This window comes from Polynucleobacter sp., assembly GCF_044342855.1.
Lineage (GTDB): Bacteria > Pseudomonadota > Gammaproteobacteria > Burkholderiales > Burkholderiaceae > Polynucleobacter.
Window position 1 is genome coordinate 64,203 of the sequence record NZ_JBIIPA010000003.1, and the last position, 19,519, is coordinate 83,721.

Here is a 19,519-nt window from a genome sequence, read left to right on the forward strand (position 1 = left end):
CCCCATGATAGCTAAGACTCGTGACCGAACCCTAAAGCTTGCGCGCGACACCCTCACCATTGAGGCTGCTGCACTGCACACAATGCGTGATCGCCTTGAAGGCGCTAATGCAGACGCCCTTGTATTGGCAGTAGAGCTACTGCACTCCTGCAAAGGCCGCATTGTCGTCTCTGGAATTGGCAAATCGGGTCATATTGCTCGCAAGATTGCAGCTACTTTTGCCTCTACTGGCTCACCCGCTTTTTTTGTCCACCCTGCGGAAGCTAGTCATGGCGACCTTGGGATGGTGACTCGTGATGATGTCTTTGTTGCCCTCTCCAATTCTGGTGAGACCGACGAGCTGCTCACGATCGTACCGATCGTTAAGCGTACTGGCGCAAAACTGATTGCGCTTACCGGTGCACCAAATTCTTCTTTAGCAAAGTTGGCAGATGCTCATTTAGATACCAGTGTTGAAAAAGAAGCCTGCCCCCTTAATTTAGCCCCAACTACTAGTACAACAGCAGCACTAGCTATGGGCGACGCTCTAGCTGTTGCCCTGTTAGATGCTCGCGGCTTTCAGGCGGAAGATTTTCAACGCTCACATCCAGGCGGTCGCTTGGGTCGTAAACAGCTCATGCATGTCAGTGAAGTCATGCGCAGCCTTGATGAGACTCCTAAGATTGCAATCTCCGCCTCTCTGCAAGATGCTTTACTTGAGATGACTGCTAAGCGCATGGGTATGGTAGTTACTTTAGACAAGTCAAATAAAGTTGCTGGCATTTTTACTGATGGTGACTTGCGCCGCCTATTAGAGAAGAGCACCAATTTAGATGGTCTCACTTTAGAAAAAGCAATTACTGCAGCACCGCGCACAATTCCTCCGGAGTTATTGGCGGAAGAAGCTATTGAGATGATGGAAAAACATCGCATCAACCATTTAGTAGTAACCGATCCAACCGGTTCACTGCTTGGCGCACTGAACCTCCATGATCTATTTGCCGCTAAAGTTATTTAAGTCGCTTACCAACCAATCATTCATTTACTCAACCTATGCCTAGCGCCTTTAACGTTCACAACACTAACCCCCTGAGTCAATATCCACAAGCTTGGGAACGCGCTGGGGCAGTTAAGCTTCTCGTTCTAGATGTTGATGGTGTACTGACAAATGGCCAAGTATTTATTGGTGAAAACGGCAAAGAATCTCTGAAGGCCTTTGATATTCAAGATGGATTAGGAATCAAGCTCTTAGAAAAAATTGGTATCCCAACAGCCATCATCACTGGACGTAGTTCCAAAATGGTTTTAGCGCGCTGCGATGAGCTCGGTATAAAGCACGTACACATGGGCGTTGAAAATAAAGCTGCAGCCCTGGAAAAGATTTTGCAATCACTTGAACTGAAGTCATCTGAGTGCGCTGTGATGGGTGATGACTGGCCTGATTTTCAGATGATGAAGTCTGCAGGCTTAAAGGTATGCCCCTCACAAGGGCATGATGCTGTAAAAGAAACTGCTCACTTTGTCACGACCAGATCCGGTGGTAGTGGCGCGGTACGTGAAGTGTGCGATCTGATCCTGAAAGCACAAAACCGCTATGGCGAATTACTCGCTCAGGCGCGCGCTTAAGGTCTTTCGCAATGCAACTAAATACCCAACAAATCAAACTGAGTATCTGGCGCGCCTTATTACGTCTAATGCCTTTGATCTTGATGGGCACACTAACCCTCGTCACATTTTGGCTGGTCAAGAAAAATTCTCCGGCAGAAAAGTCCGCCATCGAACGCGTCCGCTTACATGAGCCCGATTACATTATTAACAATGGTGCTTTATCTGCACTCAATGAATCTGGCAATACCAAATATCGAGTATTAGGCAAGACAGTGACTCACTATGACGATGATGCTTCAATCGATATTGAAACGCCTCAGATACGTTTGTTCCCACCTGAAAAATCACCCGTTACCGTTAAAGCAGATACAGGTCACTTGGATGGTGATCTAACAATTCTCGACTTGATTGATAACGCTGAAATCTTTCGACCACCGCAAGCTGCTACAGCAACTGAGCCAGCAAGACCTCGCATGCTTGCACGCTCTTCGTATTTCAAAGTACTCATCAATGACGACGTTATTGAGACTGATAAACCCATTGCGCTTGAGCAAGGTCTTTCTGTTATTCGCTCAACTGATGGTGGCGTCTTTAATAACATCGAACAAAGCATGGTTTTATCTGGCCAGGTGAGAGGCCGTATCGAGCGCGTTCAACCTGGAGCGCAGCCATGATCTTCCTGCGTAAACTCGTTCTATCTTTTTCACTATTGACGTCCTGTTTTATTACCCATGCTCATGCCGAAAAAGCGGATCAAGATAAACCAGTTATTTTGGAAGCTGAAAAAGTTTCCGTAAATGATGTCCAGCAAGTTTATGAGCTGGATGGTCAGGTACTCTTAACCAAAGGCAGTATTTTGATTACCGGCGAGAAAGGTAATATCAAAGTTGATCCCGAGGGATATGAATACGTTGATGTTCAAGGTAATCCCGAATCCACTGCCAGCTTTAGACAACGACGTGAAGGGCCTGCCAATGAGTTCATGCAGGGCCGCGGTCAAACGGTTACTTACAATGCAAAAATCGAACTCCTGATCCTAACTGGGGATGCCAGCTTAAAGCGTCTTCACAATATGCGGATGCTGGATCAATTGCGTGGCTGGAAAATTGACTACGACGATGTTCAACAAAGCTATAAAGTCTCGCCGCCGGCAAATGCCAAAGCCGAAGACCTCCCGCTGGCTAGAGCCATCCTTTCACCAAGAAGAAAAGCTACACTAGAGAAATGACGACGGACTCCAGTAACAATCAAAACTCGGCAACCTTAAGCGCGCAGGATCTTCAAAAGCGTTACGGATCTCGTACGGTGGTGCGTGACGTATCAGTGGAGGTCAAGTGTGGTGAAGTAGTTGGACTCCTAGGCCCAAATGGCGCTGGTAAAACAACCTCCTTCTACATGATTGTTGGACTGGTTCCTTTAGATGGTGGCAGCATTGTTCTAGACGGCACTGACATCACTCATCTTCCAATTCATGAACGCGCCCGCATGGGCTTGTCCTACCTCCCGCAAGAGGCTTCTGTATTTCGCAAGTTAAATGTGGCTGAAAATATTCAGGCTGTATTAGAGCTGCAAGTACAAGGCGGTAAACCATTAAGCAAGGCAGAGATAGCACATCGCTTAGATGAGCTCTTGGGCGAACTCCAAATCAGCCATCTTCGCAACAACCCTGCCCTCTCTCTGTCCGGTGGCGAACGTCGTCGTGTTGAGATTGCTAGAGCACTAGCCTCCCAACCCAAGTTTATTTTGCTCGATGAGCCTTTTGCCGGCGTTGATCCAATTGCAGTTGGAGAGATCCAGCGGATTGTGCGCTTCTTAAGAGACCGCCAGATTGGCGTTCTCATCACCGACCACAATGTTCGAGAAACTTTAGGTATTTGCGACCACGCCTATATCATCAGCGAAGGCAGTGTGCTGGCAGAAGGCAAGCCAGACCAAATTATCGAGAATGATGCCGTCAGAAGAGTTTACCTAGGCGAAAACTTCCGCATGTAAATATTCAGAGTTTTTGAATATTTATTAAATAAAAATGCTCTGCCCCCTTGGTTTTCAGCAAAATCGCTGATACGCTGGAGGCTCATGAAGTCCATTTTCATATAAACAAGTACAACATTACAGGGGCATGCTGCGCACCCCGGGTAATTATTTGCGCATGCATTTTGTTTTGCTATGAATAGGAGCTGCTGATGAATCTGAAAATTAATAGCCGTCATGTTGAAGTTACTCCAGCTATGCGTTCCCACCTTGAGGCTGGGTTAGCAAAAATTCGCAAACACTTTGACCACGTTCTAGATGCTTCAGCATTTTTGATTGTCGATAACGCCAAAGAAAAAAATCTTCGTCAAACAGCTGAGATCACCATTCACCTCAAAGGCAAAGAAATTTTTGCTGAAGCCCATAACGCCGATCTTTATCACGCAATGGATGCGGTGGTTGATAAACTTGAACGTCAAGTAGTCAAGTACAAAGAAAAAATCCAAGATCATCACCACGAAAAACATTTTGAGTGATGTAAAGCGTCAGGACACCTATAATCAACCGACATGAATGCCCTGACCAATCTTTTCGCTTTAGAACGCATTGCCTTAAATAGCCCCTGTAAAAATCGGGCTGAGGCATTTGCGGCCGCAGGACAACTCTTTGCCAAGCAAGCAGGATTGGAAGCTGAAGCCATTGTTGGCTTCTTAAACGCTCGCGAGGACTTAGGCTCAACTGCCTTAGGTGCTGGCGTAGCCATCCCCCATGGCCGCGTAAAGGGGCTCAAGCATCCGATTGCCGCCTTCGTCAAATTAAAAGAGCCAATTGAATTTGCAGCACCCGATGGTGAAGCAGTCTCTATTTTGATTTTTTTGCTTGTTCCCGAAAAAGCAACTCAGCAGCATCTAGAAATTCTGTCCTCGATTGCACAACTCCTATCTGACCAAGACGCCCGTAAGTCGCTTGCCTTAGAAGATAGTCCAGAGAAGGTGTGCCAGCTGCTACAAACCTGGGGCTCAGCTTGACCACCCAACCCTTACTCCTTGAGGGGGTTACAGCCCAACAGATCTTTGATGACAATGTCTCTGACTTAAAGCTCTCTTGGATTGGCGGCCTAGAAGGTGCAGACCGCACCTTTCCTCCAGAGGCTGTTAAAGCAGCTGCAGCTAGCTCGGATCTCGTAGGCCACTTAAATCTAATTCACCCAAGCCGTATTCAGATTTTTGGTGAGCAAGAGGTTTACTATCATGCCGAACTGGAGCCAAAGCAAAGACAAGAGCAGATCTCCAGCTTAATTTCTAAAACGCCTCCATGTGTCATTGTGGCTGATGGCAAGGCAGCTGACGCTGATCTACAACTCTTTTGCCAAAGATCCTCCACCCCACTTTTCACAACGGCCATCTCGGCTGCCGAGGTGATTGATCACCTGCGCACCTACCTCACTAAGATTGGCGCGCCTCAGATCACCATGCATGGTGTATTCATGGACATCTTGGGCTTAGGCGTCTTAATCATGGGTGAATCTGGCTTAGGCAAAAGCGAATTAGGTCTAGAGCTGATTTCTCGTGGTCATGGCTTGGTAGCTGATGATGCGGTGGACTTTGCCCGTCTCGGTCCAGACTACATTGAGGGTCGCTGCCCAGTGATCTTGCGTAACCTCTTAGAGGTTCGTGGATTGGGCTTATTAGATATTCGCACCATATTTGGTGAAACAGCCGTACGCCGTAAATTGAAATTACGCTTGATAGTGCAGCTGGTTCGTCGCAATGATGGTGAGTTTGAGCGCCTTCCATTGGAAGCACAGCATATTAGCGTGCTGGGCATTCCAATTAGAACCGTCAAAATTCAGGTAGCTGCAGGACGCAACTTAGCGGTTCTCGTAGAAGCCGCAGTGCGCAATACTATTTTGCAATTGCGCGGCATTGATACCTTAAAAGAATTTATGGAGCGCCAGCGCTTGCAAATGAATGCTGAGGCTGAATCCTCTAAGTCACAAGGTCGACTGATTTAATATGCAAATCAATCTGATTACCGGCATCTCCGGCTCAGGTAAATCAGTTGCACTGAGGGCCTTTGAGGATGCAGGCTATGACTGCGTAGATAACCTTCCGGTTACCCTTTTAGAAAACCTCATCACCACGCTAGAAAACGAAAAAAGTGAGCGCATTGCAGTAGCCATTGACGCCCGTCGTGGTCAATCCATTGCAGAACTACCCCAGATCCTAGAAAACCTACGACGCAACCATCAAGTGCGAGTTGTTTTCTTAAACGCTGATACCAATACGCTGATCCAGCGCTTCTCTGAAACCCGTCGACGTCATCCACTCTCCGGAAAAACGCAACAGACTCAAGCCGCTACCCTGATAGAGGCAATTGATAAAGAGCGCAATCTCTTAGAGCCTCTGCGCACTCAAGCCCACAGTATTGACACCAGCAATCTGCCTGCCCATGCGCTGCGCTCGTGGATACAGGACCTTCTTAAAGATAAGCCTCAAGGGCTTACAGTGATTTTTGAATCTTTTGGATTTAAAAAAGGTTTGCCGAGCGAAGCGGATCTCGTATTCGATGTTCGCTGTCTACCAAACCCACACTACGACAAAGCACTGCGCCCTTTATCTGGGAAAGACCAGCCTGTTCGCAAGTTCTTGGAAAAAATTCCTGAAGTCGTCAGCATGGAAACTGACATTATTCAATTTATTGAAAAATGGTTACCCCACTATATTGCGGATGGTCGCAGTTATCTTACTGTTGCTATCGGCTGTACTGGTGGGCAACATCGCTCAGTCTATCTAGTGAGTCGCATCATTGCGCATTTTCTGCCGCAAAAGGATTTGGCAGCACTCCAGATTAATTTCTTAAGTCGTCACCGCGAGCTAGATTCAATCCCTGCAACAGCAATTTGATTGGTTGAGGTAAGCCGCACTTTCCGAGCTGACGCAGAGAAACCCATTTCAAGTCATCGCTTGAAAATTTCACGGCATCATTTGAAGTCACATGCCAAATCTGCATCCATAAACGTCGATGCGTAAAGATATGTTTAATCTCCACTCCTCGCTCAATAGTTTTGCAACTCTTTAAAGCGCTAGAAATCTTTTCATCTGGCAGGACCAGCTGCAATAATTCTTTCGCAGATAAATTGACTAAATTAGTGGCTGAAGGTTGGGAGTTTTTTTCTTTCGCTCTCCAAGAGGATTCAGGCAAAGACCACAGCCCACCCCAGATAGCTTTATCTGGACGCCTTTGCAGCAGAACCGAATCGCCATGTCTAAGTAATAACATATCGCAATTAAATTCAGGGGATTTTGGTTTGATTACTTTGCGAGGCAACAACAAAACTTGATCGCTGAGATTGGCTTGGCATTCTTTTTGAAATGGACATTTCTTTTCACCACTTAAACAAACCGGCTTGCGAGAGGTGCACCACGTTGCCCCAAAGTCCATCAGGGCCTGTGTATATACCGGCATATCCACAGCTTTTTTAGGCAGGAGTGTTTTGGCTAGAAGCCATAATTCATCATTCACCGCTTTTTCTTGGATGGCGCCCTCTATACTAAACAGTCTTGCCAAAATGCGCTTGACGTTCGCATCCAGAATTGGCGCCCGCTCATAAAATGCAAAAGCAGCAATGGCACCAGCAGTAGATCTACCAATGCCCTTGAGTTGCTCTAGTAATTCCGGATCAGCCGGAAACTTTCCTCCAAACTCTTCTATAACTTGCTTGGCACAGGCATGAAGATTACGAGCACGCGTGTAATAGCCAAGTCCCGCCCACTCTGCCAAGACATCATCTAAGGGCGCAGCAGCCAACCTCTTCACCGTCGGAAAGCGTTTCATGAAGCGGGGGTAGCGCTCCAGAACAGTAGCCACTTGAGTTTGTTGCAGCATGATTTCAGAAACCCATACTGCGTAGGGATCTCGAATACTTTGCCATGGCAAGCCTTGGCGCCCGTCTTTGCCATGCCAAGCAATCAGCTTAGTGGCGAAGTTCTTAATCAACGCTTCTGACATTGGGGACAAAAGTAAGTAGATCGTTGACCTTGCACTATTTGCTTAATCGGCGTCTTGCATACCTTGCAAGGTTGATCTTTACGATCGTAGACTTTGGTTTGCACCATGAAGTGTCCTCGGTCACCCTCACTATTCACAAAGTCTTTTAAAGTACTGCCGCCCGCAGCAATCGCTTTTTTCAAAATCAATCTCACTGCAGCAGCGAGTCGAGAGCACTGCGGACGCGTGAGTTTTCCAGCTGCCTTTGCCGGATGAATTTCCGCCTCGAATAAACTTTCTGAACAATAGATATTTCCTACACCCACTACAGCTTGGCCTGCCAATAGAAATTGCTTCACGGCAATACTACGCTTGCGCGAGCATTGATATAAAACATCTGCGCCAAGCTCACCCTCAAACTCGGATGAAAAAGGTTCGACGCCGAGTTTTTGTAAGAGGGCATTGTTCTCAATCGGCCCCTTGGATTTTGGATGCCACAAGACGGCACCAAACTTTCGGGGATCATGCAAACGCAAACTCAGTTTGCCAAACTCAAAGGTCACTCGATCATGCGTCTTCAATGGATCACTACCAGGCAACACTCTCAATGTTCCGGTCATTCCTAGGTGTAGCAACAGATATCCGGTATCAAACTCCATTAAGAGGTATTTACCTCGACGCTCAATTCCCAAGACTTTCTGACCAGAAAGCAGCGTATTTAAATTGCTAGGTACTGGCCAACGCAAGCGGCCATCAATAATTTTGACTGCACTCATCCTGCGACCCTCTAAATGGGGGGCAATACCCAATCGGGTAACTTCGACTTCTGGGAGTTCTGGCATAAATGGATTGTAGATTCGCGGATTAGAATGTGCTCATGACCAAATTTTTATTAAAGTCTTCCTTAAAGGCCTTATTGCTCGCAGCCGGACTTGGATTAAGTCTCTCTCCCAGTCATGCTGCCGTCAAAACCAGCAGCCTTGATAGCGGCCAAGCTGTATTTGAGGTCTTAGCCTCAGAGATCGCACTCCAACGTGGTGAAGCTGGTCTGGCCTACAACACCTATTTAGAGCTTGCTCGGCAGCTAGATGACCCCCGTTTGGCACAAAGAGCTATGGAGATTGCTATCACTGCAGGCGAGCCCGATCTTGCCCTCCAAGCTGCGCAAACTTGGGATAGCTTGGCGGGGCCAAAACAAACCAAGCCTAAAGAAGTGCTCATCACCCTCTTGATTCTGAATCAGCGCTGGTCAGATGCAGTCAAGCCTACGATCTCACTATTGAATCAGCAGACACCAGCGCAACGTGAAGTTACTTTGTTACAAATTCAGGCACTATTAGCTAAGGCCACTGATGAATCAGAAGCTTTAAGGGCTTTCTACGAAATAGTGTCCGCAGTGAAACCAGAGCCAAAAGATCCAGGGCTGCTCTACACCTACGCTATGTCTGCTGAAAAGTCAGGACAAATCGAAGTTATGGAGAAAACTCTGCGCGAAATCTTGCGCAAGAATCCAAATGACGTTAACAGCCTCAATGCACTTGGCTACTCGCTAGCTGATCGTAATCAGAAATTACCAGAAGCATTTAAGCTCATTACCAAAGCGCATCAACTCTCCCCTAAAGATGGTTTTATTTTGGATAGTCTTGGTTGGGTGAGCTTTCGCATGGGTAAAAATGCACTAGCGCTTGAACAACTTCAACAAGCATTTGGCATCAAGCCCGAGGCAGACATTGCTGCGCATATTGGCGAAGTCTTGTGGGCCATGAATCGCCCAATCGAAGCCGAAGATATGTGGCGTAAAGGGCAGCAATTAGATGCCAATAATCCTACCCTCAAAGAAACTTTGAAGCGCTTAAAGCCAGATTGGTCTGTTGCAGATACCGCCATCAAAGGCGCATGGGACGGGCGTTTCTCGGTAAAAGTCACTGGACTTACCGAAAGCAAAAATCAAGGTGGTTCAGGTGGATTTACTTTGACTCAAGATGCGCTGACGGATGTATTGGAAATTCGCAATCCTATTGGTGGATCAATTGCCAAAATTACGATTAAACCTGGTGAGGCAATTCTTGAACGTGATGGTCAATTCACTACAGCCATTGATGCTGACACCCTTATTCAAAGTGCATTAGGACTTCCTCTACCTGCTCGTGGTTTATCTGACTGGTTGCGTGGACAAACGCGCCCTGGTAGCACTGCGAGTGTGGAGCGAAACGCAAAGGGACAAGTCGGCAAAATTACGCAAGATGGCTGGACCTTGAATTACAACTGGAACAATGCTCAGCGTTTAGAAAAACTCACGATGACTCGCAGTTCCAATATCGGGTCGATTGATATCCGCTTGGTTTTTGACACCCCGAATGAGTAATGTGTGAATGATGAGTAATGCGATAGAACTTCGTTGCCCCGCAAAGCTCAATCTTTTTCTACATATTGTTGGGCGCCGTAATGATGGCTACCATCTGCTGCAATCTGTTTTTCAGTTGATTGACTGGTGTGACGTACTGACCTTGAAGCTCATTCCAGAAAACGAGGTTCGTCGTATCGACCCTATTCCCGGAGTGCCCCCTGAGCAAGACTTGGTTGTTCGCGCAGCCCAACTCCTCAAAGAACACGGCAAAATTGAACGAGGGGTTGAAATTGGCCTCGAGAAAAATATTCCAATGGGAGCAGGCCTCGGGGGCGGATCCTCAGATGCCGCATCTACCCTCCTCGGTCTGAATACGCTTTGGGATCTGCATCTCGATACCACCACCCTCTGCCAACTCGGCTTAAAACTCGGTGCCGACGTGCCATTTTTCATCTTTGGCCAAAATGCCTTTGTTGAGGGGGTCGGAGAGAAATTACAGGCAATTTCCTTGGAAACCCAAGACTTTGTGGTGATCTTCCCAAACCAGGGGATTGCCACTGCTCAGATTTTTCAAGACCCTCAATTGACCCGAGATCACGCTCCGATTACAATAGATCGCTTTCTTGCATCGCCAAGGTCATATCAGTCAAATGATTGTCAGGCAGTAGCGGTGCAGAAATGTCCTGAAGTGAAGCAAGCATTAGATTGGATTTACAAGGCAGTGCCAAGCTCGGCGCCTTGCATGTCCGGCTCTGGAAGTAGCGTTTTTGCCGCCTTAGACCCTAAGACGGACACTGCGAATCTGGAAATTCTTCTGCAAAATCTTCCAAAAGGATGGATAGGTCGAATTGTTCGGGGGCTAAATAAAAATCCCGCTTACAATTTGATTTCTTCAGATTGACCTGTAGGGGAATCGCCAAGCTGGTTAAGGCACTGGATTTTGATTCCAGCATGCGAAGGTTCGAATCCTTCTTCCCCTGCCAACTACTGTAGATACGACCAAAAGACATCCATTCGACCCCTACCAAAATTCCAAAATCACCTATGTCCGCCCCAATGAACGCTGATTTACTGACTCTTTTCACAGGCAATGCAAATCCGGTTTTGGCCCATGCGGTAGCCAAAGAGCTCAATCTCCCAATGGGAAAAGCATTTGTTGGTCGATTCTCTGATGGTGAAATCCAAGTAGAAATTCAAGAAAACGTCCGCGGTAAGAACGTTGTCGTAATCCAATCCACTTGCGCTCCAACAAACGATAGTTTGATGGAGCTCATGATCATGATTGATGCCCTAAAACGAGCATCAGCAAGCCGCATAACCGCAGTGATCCCTTACTTCGGTTACGCCAGACAAGATCGTCGCCCGCGCTCAGCCCGGGTTGCCATCTCAGCCAGAATCGTTGCAAACATGCTCCAGTCCGTTGCTGGCGTTGAGCGCGTTTTAACCATGGATCTCCATGCTGACCAAATTCAGGGCTTCTTCGATATCCCAGTAGATAACATTTATGCCTCCCCAGTTTTATTGGCTGACTTAGAAGCTCAAAAAACCAAAAAAGATCTGATTATTGTTTCGCCAGATATCGGCGGCGTAGTTCGCGCCCGTGCAATGGCCAAGCAATTGGGTACAGATTTGGCAATTATTGATAAACGCCGCCCTAAGGCAAACGTATCAGAAGTAATGCACCTTATCGGCGAAGTAGAAGGCCGCCATTGCGTCATCATGGATGACATCATTGATACCGGCGGAACGCTCTGCAAAGCCGCTGAGGCGCTAAAAGAGCGTGGTGCTAAGGGCGTTACCGCCTACTGTACTCATGCCGTCCTTTCCGGCGGTGCTGTGGCCCGTATTGCCGCCTCCGAATTAGATGAATTAGTCGTTACTAACACCATCCCACTGACTCCAGAGGCAATGAAAGTGGCAAAAATTCGTCAGTTAAGCGTTGCCCCCATCCTTGCTGAGACCCTTTCCCGAATTAGTAAGGGTGATTCAGTGATGTCGATGTTCGCTGAATAAGCCAAAAACAGCGTTTCTACCCCTGTTTTTGGCAGTTTTGAGCCTTTTCTAGGCAAATACCGCTATTCCCACGATATAATCAAAGGCTTTTCTGTTTGGTCGCGAACGGAAATTAACCTTAATTTAGGAATTCGATATGAAAGTAGTAGCCTTTGAAAGAAGCGTACAGGGAACGGGTGCGAGCCGCCGTCTGCGCAACTCCGGTAAAACTCCGGGCATCATCTATGGCGGTAAAGACGCCGTAACTGTAATTGAGTTGGATCACAACGCACTGTTCCATGCTCTCCGTAAGGAAGCATTCCACTCATCTATCCTTGATCTCGAAATCGGCGGCAAAGCACAAAAAGTGTTGTTGCGCGATTACCAGATGCACCCATTTAAGCCTTTGGTTCTGCACATCGACTTCCAGCGCGTTTCTGCGACTGAGAAAGTTCACATGCGCGTTCCATTGCACTTCATCAATGCTGAGACTTCAGCTGCAGTGAAATTGCAAGGCGCTGTAATCAGCCACATCTCAACTGAATTGGAAGTTTCTTGCTTACCAGCAGACTTGCCAGAGTTCATTGAAGTGGACTTGAACAAGATTGAAGTTGGCCATGGTATCCATGCTAAAGACATCGCATTGCCAAAAGGCGTTACCTTGGTATTACATGTTGAGCAAGAAAACCCAGTATTAGCTAACGCACGTATCCCAGCAGTGAAATCTGCCGATACTGAAGCTGCTGCGGCTCCTGCTGCTGAAGCCCCAAAGGATAAAGCTTAATTATTTAAGCCTTATCTTTGCGACAGAGGAAGCCCGCTTACAAGCGGGTTTTCTTTTTTGTGGAAATACTTTTATCCTTAAGCACTCATCATGACTAAATTAATTGTTGGCCTCGGTAATCCAGGCGAAGAACACATAGAAGAACGGCACAATGCTGGCTTCTGGTTTGTTGACGCCCTTGCCAAACAATTGAACGCGCGCTTTGAAACTGAAAAACGTTTTCATGGGAAAGTTGCAAAGGCTAAATGGGAAGGTGAAGATCTTTTCTTACTTAAGCCAAGCACTTATATGAATCTTAGTGGCCAGGCTGTAGGCGCGCTTTGTCACTTCCACAAAATTCTTCCTAAAGATGTATTGGTTGTGCAGGATGAACTTGATCTCAAGCCCGGCACAGCACGCATCAAACTCGGTGGTGGCACTGGTGGACATAATGGTCTAAAAGATATCCAAGCTCACCTAGGAACCCCTGAATACTGGCGCCTGCGCCTTGGCATTGGCCACCCACGAGACCTCGCTGCAGAAGGTGCGCGCGCTATGGACGTTGCAGACTATGTATTGAGAAGGCCTTTACAGGCAGAGCAAAAACAGATTGATGCCAGTATTGAAGATGGCTTAAAAATTCTCGGATTATTTATGAAGGGCGATACTCAGTCGGCAATGCTGGAACTACATTCAAAAACGAATTAGGCCACTACTTTGTAGCTAGGGCTTTTTTGGCAGCAGTTAAAGTCTGATACTTCACCATGAGCTGCGTCTGATTTTCCGGAACAGCGGGGTTCAGTGGAATGCAGTCAACTGGACAAACCTGCTGACACTGTGGCGCATCGTAGTGCCCCACGCACTCAGTACATTTATTAGGATTAATCTCATAGATCTCTAGACCCATGTAGATTGCATCATTCGGACATTCTGGCTCACATACATCGCAGTTGATGCACTCGTCCGTAATCATTAAAGCCATCTTGTTTGCCTACCAGCCTTACTCTTTGCTCTTATTGGCTTCGATCTTTTTGACCAACCACTTTTCTACAGATGGAAATACGAACTTACTCACATCTCCACCCATTGAAGCAATCTCACGCACAAAGGTACCGGAGATAAACTGATATTGATCAGATGGCGTAAGGAATAGCGTTTCAACATCAGGCAATAAGTAGCGATTCATACCAGCCATCTGAAATTCATATTCGAAATCAGACACTGCGCGCAAACCACGCACAATCACACGCGCATTGTGTTCACGGGCAAAGTCTTTTAACAAACCCGTAAAGCCAACAATCTTTACATTGGAATAATGGCCGAGTACTTCTTTAGCGATTTCAATGCGCTCTTCTAAATTGAAGAAAGGGCGTTTGCTACGACTATCAGCCACACCAACAATTAGCTCGCCAAAAATGCTTGAGGCGCGACGCACCAAGTCCTCGTGACCACGAGTAAAGGGATCAAATGTTCCGGGGTATACAGCTACAGTCATAACGCTCCTAAGGCTTTTTCAGCTACAGGCAAGAGTTTAGCCCCTCTTAGAGCGAAATAGACAGGCTTTTACCTGCCCAGCCTCTAAGTATTTTCCACAATGCCAGTCCGGCACTAAAGACTCGATCTGCTCACGAGAGCGACTGGCCGGAAACTCCACGTAAATCCCCCCGCCAGCGCTGTCATCGCAAACGCGAGCAGCCTCTTTCAGCGCTTGGTTTAATAAGCCCTCTTCCTGAAAGGGTGGATCTATAAAAATTAGGTTGCTTGAGCGATCGGCTTGTTGCTTTAAAAACTCCAAGCTATCTCGGTGCAAAATTTCGACCGCTCCAGGAGCGGGAGATGACTGCAGCAAAGCAAAGTTTGCCAAAAGCCTTGCATGGGCCTTCTTATCTTTCTCTAGCAGGGTCACTGCATGAGCGTGTCGTGATGCCGCCTCAAAACCTAAAGCACCAGTACCGGCAAACAAATCCAAGCACTTCAAACCCACCAGATCCTGCCCAAGCCAATTGAATAAGGTTTCACGAACACGATCAGTGGTGGGACGAAGGCCAGACAGTTCCAGCACACTTAGCAAACGACTGCGCCAAACCCCACCAATAATACGAATCTTCTGTGGCAACTCTGATTGCTTAGTAGTCTTTGCTGGCTTATTGATTTTTGGCTCCCAAGACCGCAATCTTCATTCGATCCATAGCTAAGTATTTTTGGAATGCCGCCTTTACTTGATCTAGATTCACAGCCTCAACTTGCTTAGTCCATACCTCCATAGTATCGAGAGGTAAGTCATTCCAAGCAATTGAGGAAACGTTATCCAGCAACTTACGGTTGTTATCAATTCTTAAAGGATAGCCATTCATCAAATTCGCTTTAGCGGCATCGAGCTCAGATTGTGTGGGCCCATCAGCAATAAATTGTGCGATGGAAGAGCTCATCACCTCCAGTGCCAAAGCTGCCTGATCATTCTTCGTTTGTAAGCCCGCCTGAAAAAGCCCCGCATCCTTTCCAGGCGCAAAGTAACTAAACACACTGTAGGCCAGGCCACGCTTTTCACGAACCTCTGACATGAGGCGGGATACAAAGCCACCGCCACCCAAAACATAGTTCCCCACTAGCAATGGAAAATAATCGGGATTGCTACGGGTTACCGCCGTCATTCCCATAGCAATATGTGCTTGCTGCGAATCAAATGGAATGGTGACCTCACGTTGACTCAAAGGCTCTACTGGTGAGCGCTCAAACGCCGGCAACTTGGCAATAGCAGGTCCAGACTGCGGTACTCTTTGCAATAAACCCTGAACAATTTCAGCGGCCTCTGCTTTACTCACATCACCCACGATGCTGACGATCATGCGATCGCCGCGGTAAAACTGTTTATGGAACTGCTGCAAGTCAGTTGCGCTGATATTGGCAATGCTTTGTACTGTTGGCGAATTAGCTAATGGATAGTTTCCATAAACCAATTTTCTAAAACGGCGATCTAGGACTGACTCTGGCTTTGTCTCTGACTCTAGCAATGCAGTTGTCATTCTTTGCTTCTCGCGCACCAAGATTTTGGCATCGTAAGTGGGGGCACTCAACATGGCTGACCCCAACTGAACAGCGCGATCACGCAAATCTTTGCGACTTAAAGTTCGAATGCGCATGATGGCACGCTCACCGCTGACAGAAATGCCAAAGTTTGCACCCAAGTCTGCAATCTCATCGGCGATCTGTGCCTCTGTCAGCAAACCCTTCTCTGACTTAGCGCCATAGTTCATCAGTTGACCAGTTACTGTAGCTAAGCCACTCTTAGCCGCTGGATCATAGCGATCACCCGCATCAATACTGATCTCGATATCCACCATAGGCAACGCTTTGGTTTGGACTAAGTAAGCTTGCGCGCCCTTGACGGGCTCTAGTTTTTCAATCGGCAATATTGCATAGGCAGAGGTACTGACCCCCGCTATCAGAACGAATGTAAGACTAGCTTGCTTGAGCAATTTATTTAGCAGCACGATTGTCTCCTTGCTTACTCTCATTGGATTGACGCGCCTGCGGATCTAAAACTGCAACTGTTAAACCTTCATCGACCAAATATTTTTTTGCAACAGCTTGAACTTGTGCAGGAGTAATTGCTTGCATCCTCTCCAGCATCACATCAATATCTCGCCATGAGAATCCAGCCATCTCCGTGCTGCCGATTTCCATTGCCTGACCAAATATCGAATCGCGCTTATAAATTTGATCGGACAAAATGCGCACCTTGATGCGCTTAAGCTCTGACTCCAAAATTCCCTTATCGACAATTTCTTTCAAAGCCTTCCGAATACTGCTCTCAGCCTGCTCTACGGTTTTGCCCTTAGCCATACTAGTGCTAATTAAAAAGAGTTCGGGCCCTCTTGAGATCATGTCGTAACCCACGCCCACATCATTAACTACCCGCTCCTGCTTAACCAGAGTGCGATTCAAGCGAGCATTGTCATAACCATCGAGTACTGCGGCCAACAGCTCCAATGCATACGGCTCATCATCTTCTAGCTTACCCACTTGTAGCTTGGGAACCTTCCAAGCCATTGCAAGTTGTGCGCTATCTGCTGGCGCTTTGACCTGCACCCGCTTAATACCTTTTTGCGGTGGCTCGATCTGTGGTTTACGTTCAGGCAGCACTCTTTCAGATGCAACCCCATAATATTTTTCTACTGTCCTCAAAATGGCTTTAGGGTCAACATCACCTGCAATAACAACTGTGGCGTTATTTGGCTTATACCAACTTCGATACCAATCACGTGCATCTGTAGCTTTCATATTGACCAGGTCATTCATCCACCCTACTACTGGATGACGATAAGGGGAACTCATGTAAGCAGTAGCCATGAGTGATTCATTTAGAAGGCTACTTGGATTATCTTCAGTACGCAGACGACGCTCTTCCATCACTACCTGAATTTCTTTCAAAAACTCTGCATCATCAAAATTGAGGTTAGACATGCGATCAGCCTCTAGCTTCATCACCTCATCTAGCTTGGACTTTTCTACCTGCTGAAAATAAGCCGTGTAATCGCGGGAGGTGAAAGCATTTTCTCTACCGCCTACCGCCGCAACTAAGCGAGAGAACTCTCCCGACTTGACCTTATCAGTACCCTTAAACATCATGTGCTCGAGCACATGGGCTACACCAGTCTTACCGTTCACTTCATCCATAGAGCCAGCACGGTACCAAACCATATGCGCAACCGTCGGTGCACGATGATCTTCACGCACAATCAGCTTAAGGCCATTAGAAAGTTGAAACTCGTGGGTGTTTGCTTGACCTGCGCCTGTAGCTGCCCAGGCGCTGGGACAACAGAGCATCAAGTAGAAAGAAAAACGTAATAAAGTGGAGCGCATCTGTAAGATCACCTATCCCAAGTATTTAATTGATAAGATGCAAGGATTAAATTGTATCGATTATGTTCGGCCTACGTAAAACCCTCGGATCCCTATTCAAATCCAATCAGACTGATGAAGCCTGGTTTGATGCCCTAGAAGAATCTCTCATTCTGAGCGATGTGGGTCTGCCTACGACCGAACAACTGATTGGCAAACTTCGTAAAGCTGCCAAATCAGAAAAAGCCAGCAGCCCAGAAGATCTAAAGCAACTGCTTATTCAAGAGGTAGCAAGTCTCTTGAAGCCTTTGGAGCCGAACAATAATCCCTTATATGTGCATGAGCAAAAGTCCATGCCTGAGGTATGGCTTGTGATTGGCGTTAATGGTGCGGGCAAGACCACTACCATCGGCAAACTCTGCAAACTCTTTCAATCACAGGGTAAATCCGTTTTACTGGCAGCTGGTGACACTTTCCGGGCAGCGGCACGCAACCAGCTTCTTGAATGGGGTGGCCGCAATCAAGTCGACGTCATCATGCAAGAGAGTGGCGATGCAGCAGCAGTGGCACACGATGCCATTCATGCGGCGATTTCTCGCAAGAGCGATATCCTGATTATTGATACCGCCGGCCGGCTTGCTACTCAAGACCATCTCATGGAGGAGCTGAAGAAGGTCAAAAGAGTCATCGGCAAGGCCCTTCCTGGGGCACCTCACCAGACTTTGCTCGTTCTTGATGGCAATACCGGTCAAAACGGTTTAAGCCAAGTAAAGGCCTTTCATGCTGCCCTAGGGCTTTCTGCCTTAATCGTGACCAAATTAGATGGCACCGCCAAAGGCGGGGTCATCTGCGCACTCGCCCACACCCTCAGTGATGGGCCGAAACCTGCGGTTTTAGCCTTAGGCAAAGGCGAGGGAATTGATGATTTAGCCCCCTTTACAGCCGCCCAATATTCTTCTGAATTATTCAATTAAATCATAGACTTATAGAAGTAAAAAACCGTTAGCACTCTCTTGACAAGAGTGCTAAAATAAAACTCTATTAATACCTAAAATATATAAAAAGAAAATGGTTCAAAAGAAAGCATACAAACCGCAATTGCAAGCAGGGCAAACATTGCCAGCAGCGCAGACTGCTGCGGCTTCGCTTGCCTTTCCGATGTTGCCTTCCCTCGGGGTTGGCACACTCGACTCTTATATTTCGTACGTTAATCGCGTGCCCATGCTCAGCGCCGCTGAAGAACTTCACCTCGCGCAAGAATTTCGTCGTACTGAAAATGTGGATGCCGCGAAAACTTTGGTTCTCTCACACCTGCGCTTGGTAGTGTCTGTTGCACGTCAATACTTAGGCTATGGCATTCCGCATGCCGACCTCATTCAAGAAGGCAATATCGGCCTGATGAAGGCCGTGAAACGCTACGACCCTAACCAAGGCGCACGCTTAGTCTCTTACGCAATCCATTGGATTAAGGCAGAGATTCATGAGTACATCCTCAAGAACTGGCGCTTAGTCAAAGTTGCAACAACTAAAGCACAACGTAAATTGTTCTTTAACTTACGCAGCAACAAACCTACTCTGGCCGCCCTGACACCCAATGAAGTTGAGGCATTAGCCAAGGCTCTGGATGTCAAAGGCTCTGACGTTAAAGAAATGGAAATGCGTCTTGCTGGTGGCGATATTGCCCTAGAGGGCGATGATAGTGATGATGAGTCAGCCTATTCACCAATTCAATGGTTAGCTGATAACAGTCAAGAACCTACTGAGATGATGGCTGCTGCTGCAACTGATGCATTGCATGGCCCACAACTTGATCAAGCGCTCATGGCTTTAGATGAACGTAGCCGTAACATTGTGCAATCACGTTGGTTAGCAATGGATGCGGATGGCAATGGCACAAAAACATTGCATGATCTCGCCAGTGAATACGGCATCTCTGCAGAGCGTGTTCGTCAGATTGAGACTGCTGCTCTCAAAAAGATGCGCAGTCACTTGCAAGCTGAAGCTGCTTAAGCAGCCCCTCCCTCACT

23 protein-coding genes and 1 tRNA gene are annotated in these 19,519 nt (G+C 47.2%); 17 read left to right on the forward strand and 7 right to left on the reverse strand.

From position 1 onward, the window contains the following. Nucleotides 1-4 precede the first annotated feature (4 nt). The 9 genes from ACIQZ3_RS01965 to rapZ all read left to right on the forward strand — a co-directional run bounded on the left by ACIQZ3_RS01965 (nt 5) and on the right by rapZ (nt 6,464). Nucleotides 5-997, forward strand: a complete 993-nt coding sequence (locus ACIQZ3_RS01965; protein WP_397389900.1) for an SIS domain-containing protein — start codon at nt 5-7, stop codon at nt 995-997. 35 nt (nt 998-1,032) lie between these two features. Then, nucleotides 1,033-1,605 carry a KdsC family phosphatase gene (locus tag ACIQZ3_RS01970; protein ID WP_397389901.1) on the forward strand — a complete coding sequence of 191 codons (573 nt, stop codon included), beginning with the start codon at nt 1,033-1,035 and terminating at the stop codon, nt 1,603-1,605. An 11-nt stretch (nt 1,606-1,616) separates the two neighbouring features. Beyond that, entirely contained in the window at nt 1,617-2,261 is a 645-nt protein-coding gene (gene lptC / locus ACIQZ3_RS01975) for an LPS export ABC transporter periplasmic protein LptC (RefSeq protein WP_397389902.1), read from the forward strand. Next, entirely contained in the window at nt 2,258-2,815 is a 558-nt protein-coding gene (gene lptA / locus ACIQZ3_RS01980) for a lipopolysaccharide transport periplasmic protein LptA (RefSeq protein WP_397389903.1), read from the forward strand. Before lptC ends, lptA begins: the two co-directional genes overlap by 4 nt. After that, nucleotides 2,812-3,579, forward strand: coding sequence for an LPS export ABC transporter ATP-binding protein (lptB, locus tag ACIQZ3_RS01985; RefSeq protein WP_397389904.1), 768 nt, complete (start codon nt 2,812-2,814; stop codon nt 3,577-3,579). The genes lptA and lptB overlap by 4 nt, the downstream gene beginning before the upstream one ends. Nucleotides 3,580-3,770: 191 nt before the next feature. Next, nucleotides 3,771-4,094 (forward strand): ribosome hibernation-promoting factor, HPF/YfiA family, encoded by a 324-nt coding sequence (hpf, locus tag ACIQZ3_RS01990; RefSeq protein ID WP_397389905.1) that lies wholly within the window; start codon nt 3,771-3,773, stop codon nt 4,092-4,094. Between the two features lie 33 nt (nt 4,095-4,127). After that, nucleotides 4,128-4,586: a PTS sugar transporter subunit IIA gene (locus tag ACIQZ3_RS01995; protein ID WP_397389906.1), complete on the forward strand. Its 459-nt coding sequence runs from the start codon at nt 4,128-4,130 to the stop codon at nt 4,584-4,586. Next, on the forward strand, nt 4,583-5,572 hold the full coding sequence (gene hprK, locus ACIQZ3_RS02000) for an HPr(Ser) kinase/phosphatase (RefSeq protein WP_397389907.1): 990 nt from the start codon (nt 4,583-4,585) through the stop codon (nt 5,570-5,572). Before ACIQZ3_RS01995 ends, hprK begins: the two co-directional genes overlap by 4 nt. Nucleotide 5,573: 1 nt before the next feature. After that, on the forward strand, nt 5,574-6,464 hold the full coding sequence (gene rapZ, locus ACIQZ3_RS02005) for an RNase adapter RapZ (protein WP_397389908.1): 891 nt from the start codon (nt 5,574-5,576) through the stop codon (nt 6,462-6,464). On the opposite strand, the gene mutY is transcribed toward rapZ, so the two are convergent. Then, nucleotides 6,409-7,569 carry an A/G-specific adenine glycosylase gene (gene mutY / locus ACIQZ3_RS02010; protein ID WP_397389909.1) on the reverse strand — a complete coding sequence of 387 codons (1,161 nt, stop codon included), beginning with the start codon at nt 7,567-7,569 and terminating at the stop codon, nt 6,409-6,411. The two genes, rapZ and mutY, sit on opposite strands and share 56 nt — an antisense overlap. Then, nucleotides 7,554-8,390: a bifunctional DNA-formamidopyrimidine glycosylase/DNA-(apurinic or apyrimidinic site) lyase gene (mutM, locus tag ACIQZ3_RS02015; RefSeq protein ID WP_397389910.1), complete on the reverse strand. Its 837-nt coding sequence runs from the start codon at nt 8,388-8,390 to the stop codon at nt 7,554-7,556. Before mutM ends, mutY begins: the two co-directional genes overlap by 16 nt. A gap of 35 nt (nt 8,391-8,425) precedes the next feature. Between mutM and ACIQZ3_RS02020 the strand changes: the two genes are divergently transcribed. The 6 genes from ACIQZ3_RS02020 to pth all read left to right on the forward strand — a co-directional run bounded on the left by ACIQZ3_RS02020 (nt 8,426) and on the right by pth (nt 13,358). Next, a complete protein-coding gene (locus ACIQZ3_RS02020; RefSeq protein WP_397389911.1) occupies nt 8,426-9,913 on the forward strand; it encodes a lipoprotein insertase outer membrane protein LolB in 1,488 nt (495 codons plus the stop codon). 7 nt (nt 9,914-9,920) lie between these two features. Next, nucleotides 9,921-10,796 (forward strand): 4-(cytidine 5'-diphospho)-2-C-methyl-D-erythritol kinase, encoded by an 876-nt coding sequence (gene ispE, locus ACIQZ3_RS02025; protein ID WP_397389912.1) that lies wholly within the window; start codon nt 9,921-9,923, stop codon nt 10,794-10,796. 5 nt (nt 10,797-10,801) lie between these two features. Further along, a tRNA-Gln gene (locus ACIQZ3_RS02030) sits at nt 10,802-10,878 on the forward strand. Between the two features lie 73 nt (nt 10,879-10,951). Then, on the forward strand, nt 10,952-11,908 hold the full coding sequence (locus ACIQZ3_RS02035; protein WP_397389913.1) for a ribose-phosphate pyrophosphokinase: 957 nt from the start codon (nt 10,952-10,954) through the stop codon (nt 11,906-11,908). Nucleotides 11,909-12,044: 136 nt separating this feature from the next. Then, nucleotides 12,045-12,671, forward strand: coding sequence for a 50S ribosomal protein L25/general stress protein Ctc (locus ACIQZ3_RS02040; RefSeq protein ID WP_397389914.1), 627 nt, complete (start codon nt 12,045-12,047; stop codon nt 12,669-12,671). A gap of 90 nt (nt 12,672-12,761) precedes the next feature. Continuing rightward, a complete protein-coding gene (gene pth / locus ACIQZ3_RS02045) occupies nt 12,762-13,358 on the forward strand; it encodes an aminoacyl-tRNA hydrolase (RefSeq protein WP_397389915.1) in 597 nt (198 codons plus the stop codon). A 4-nt stretch (nt 13,359-13,362) separates the two neighbouring features. Here the strand turns inward: pth and ACIQZ3_RS02050 are convergent, their stop codons facing one another. Genes ACIQZ3_RS02050 through ACIQZ3_RS02070 form a run of 5 tightly spaced genes read right to left on the reverse strand, consistent with a single transcriptional unit; the run spans nt 13,363 to nt 17,513 of the window. Then, nucleotides 13,363-13,632 carry a YfhL family 4Fe-4S dicluster ferredoxin gene (locus tag ACIQZ3_RS02050; protein WP_397389916.1) on the reverse strand — a complete coding sequence of 90 codons (270 nt, stop codon included), beginning with the start codon at nt 13,630-13,632 and terminating at the stop codon, nt 13,363-13,365. Between the two features lie 18 nt (nt 13,633-13,650). Further along, nucleotides 13,651-14,145, reverse strand: a complete 495-nt coding sequence (gene coaD / locus ACIQZ3_RS02055; RefSeq protein WP_216178594.1) for a pantetheine-phosphate adenylyltransferase — start codon at nt 14,143-14,145, stop codon at nt 13,651-13,653. Between the two features lie 36 nt (nt 14,146-14,181). Beyond that, the gene (rsmD, locus tag ACIQZ3_RS02060) at nt 14,182-14,823 is read right to left on the reverse strand and encodes a 16S rRNA (guanine(966)-N(2))-methyltransferase RsmD (RefSeq protein ID WP_397389917.1); all 642 of its coding nucleotides are present in this window, start codon (nt 14,821-14,823) and stop codon (nt 14,182-14,184) included. Then, entirely contained in the window at nt 14,795-16,141 is a 1,347-nt protein-coding gene (locus tag ACIQZ3_RS02065) for a M16 family metallopeptidase (RefSeq protein ID WP_397389918.1), read from the reverse strand. The genes rsmD and ACIQZ3_RS02065 overlap by 29 nt, the downstream gene beginning before the upstream one ends. Next, a complete protein-coding gene (locus tag ACIQZ3_RS02070; protein WP_397389919.1) occupies nt 16,128-17,513 on the reverse strand; it encodes a M16 family metallopeptidase in 1,386 nt (461 codons plus the stop codon). The genes ACIQZ3_RS02065 and ACIQZ3_RS02070 overlap by 14 nt, the downstream gene beginning before the upstream one ends. A 62-nt stretch (nt 17,514-17,575) precedes the next feature. Here ACIQZ3_RS02070 and ftsY point away from each other — a divergent pair, with 62 nt between their 5' ends. Together ftsY and rpoH are read left to right on the forward strand one after the other, a co-directional pair. After that, nucleotides 17,576-18,466, forward strand: a complete 891-nt coding sequence (ftsY, locus tag ACIQZ3_RS02075; RefSeq protein WP_397389920.1) for a signal recognition particle-docking protein FtsY — start codon at nt 17,576-17,578, stop codon at nt 18,464-18,466. 94 nt (nt 18,467-18,560) lie between these two features. Then, complete coding sequence (gene rpoH, locus ACIQZ3_RS02080; RefSeq protein ID WP_397389921.1) at nt 18,561-19,502, forward strand: RNA polymerase sigma factor RpoH; 942 nt, start codon at nt 18,561-18,563, stop codon at nt 19,500-19,502. Nucleotides 19,503-19,519: the final 17 nt, after the last annotated feature.

Bases quoted from the DNA above. Each gene is read 5' to 3' on its own strand.
- ACIQZ3_RS02050 (WP_397389916.1), bottom strand. From the start codon at position 13,632: ATGGCTTTAATGATTACGGACGAGTGCATCAACTGCGATGTATGTGAG.
- ftsY (WP_397389920.1), top strand. From the start codon at position 17,576: ATGTTCGGCCTACGTAAAACCCTCGGATCCCTATTCAAATCCAATCAG.
- ACIQZ3_RS01970 (WP_397389901.1), top strand. From the start codon at position 1,033: ATGCCTAGCGCCTTTAACGTTCACAACACTAACCCCCTGAGTCAATAT.
- ACIQZ3_RS01965 (WP_397389900.1), top strand. From the start codon at position 5: ATGATAGCTAAGACTCGTGACCGAACCCTAAAGCTTGCGCGCGACACC.
- rapZ (WP_397389908.1), top strand. From the start codon at position 5,574: ATGCAAATCAATCTGATTACCGGCATCTCCGGCTCAGGTAAATCAGTT.
- hpf (WP_397389905.1), top strand. From the start codon at position 3,771: ATGAATCTGAAAATTAATAGCCGTCATGTTGAAGTTACTCCAGCTATG.
- mutY (WP_397389909.1), bottom strand. From the start codon at position 7,569: ATGTCAGAAGCGTTGATTAAGAACTTCGCCACTAAGCTGATTGCTTGG.
- ACIQZ3_RS02040 (WP_397389914.1), top strand. From the start codon at position 12,045: ATGAAAGTAGTAGCCTTTGAAAGAAGCGTACAGGGAACGGGTGCGAGC.
- ACIQZ3_RS01995 (WP_397389906.1), top strand. From the start codon at position 4,128: ATGAATGCCCTGACCAATCTTTTCGCTTTAGAACGCATTGCCTTAAAT.
- ACIQZ3_RS02035 (WP_397389913.1), top strand. From the start codon at position 10,952: ATGAACGCTGATTTACTGACTCTTTTCACAGGCAATGCAAATCCGGTT.
- lptA (WP_397389903.1), top strand. From the start codon at position 2,258: ATGATCTTCCTGCGTAAACTCGTTCTATCTTTTTCACTATTGACGTCC.
- lptC (WP_397389902.1), top strand. From the start codon at position 1,617: ATGCAACTAAATACCCAACAAATCAAACTGAGTATCTGGCGCGCCTTA.
- ACIQZ3_RS02070 (WP_397389919.1), bottom strand. From the start codon at position 17,513: ATGCGCTCCACTTTATTACGTTTTTCTTTCTACTTGATGCTCTGTTGT.
- mutM (WP_397389910.1), bottom strand. From the start codon at position 8,390: ATGCCAGAACTCCCAGAAGTCGAAGTTACCCGATTGGGTATTGCCCCC.
- lptB (WP_397389904.1), top strand. From the start codon at position 2,812: ATGACGACGGACTCCAGTAACAATCAAAACTCGGCAACCTTAAGCGCG.
- ACIQZ3_RS02020 (WP_397389911.1), top strand. From the start codon at position 8,426: ATGACCAAATTTTTATTAAAGTCTTCCTTAAAGGCCTTATTGCTCGCA.
- pth (WP_397389915.1), top strand. From the start codon at position 12,762: ATGACTAAATTAATTGTTGGCCTCGGTAATCCAGGCGAAGAACACATA.
- ispE (WP_397389912.1), top strand. From the start codon at position 9,921: ATGATGAGTAATGCGATAGAACTTCGTTGCCCCGCAAAGCTCAATCTT.
- rpoH (WP_397389921.1), top strand. From the start codon at position 18,561: ATGGTTCAAAAGAAAGCATACAAACCGCAATTGCAAGCAGGGCAAACA.
- coaD (WP_216178594.1), bottom strand. From the start codon at position 14,145: ATGACTGTAGCTGTATACCCCGGAACATTTGATCCCTTTACTCGTGGT.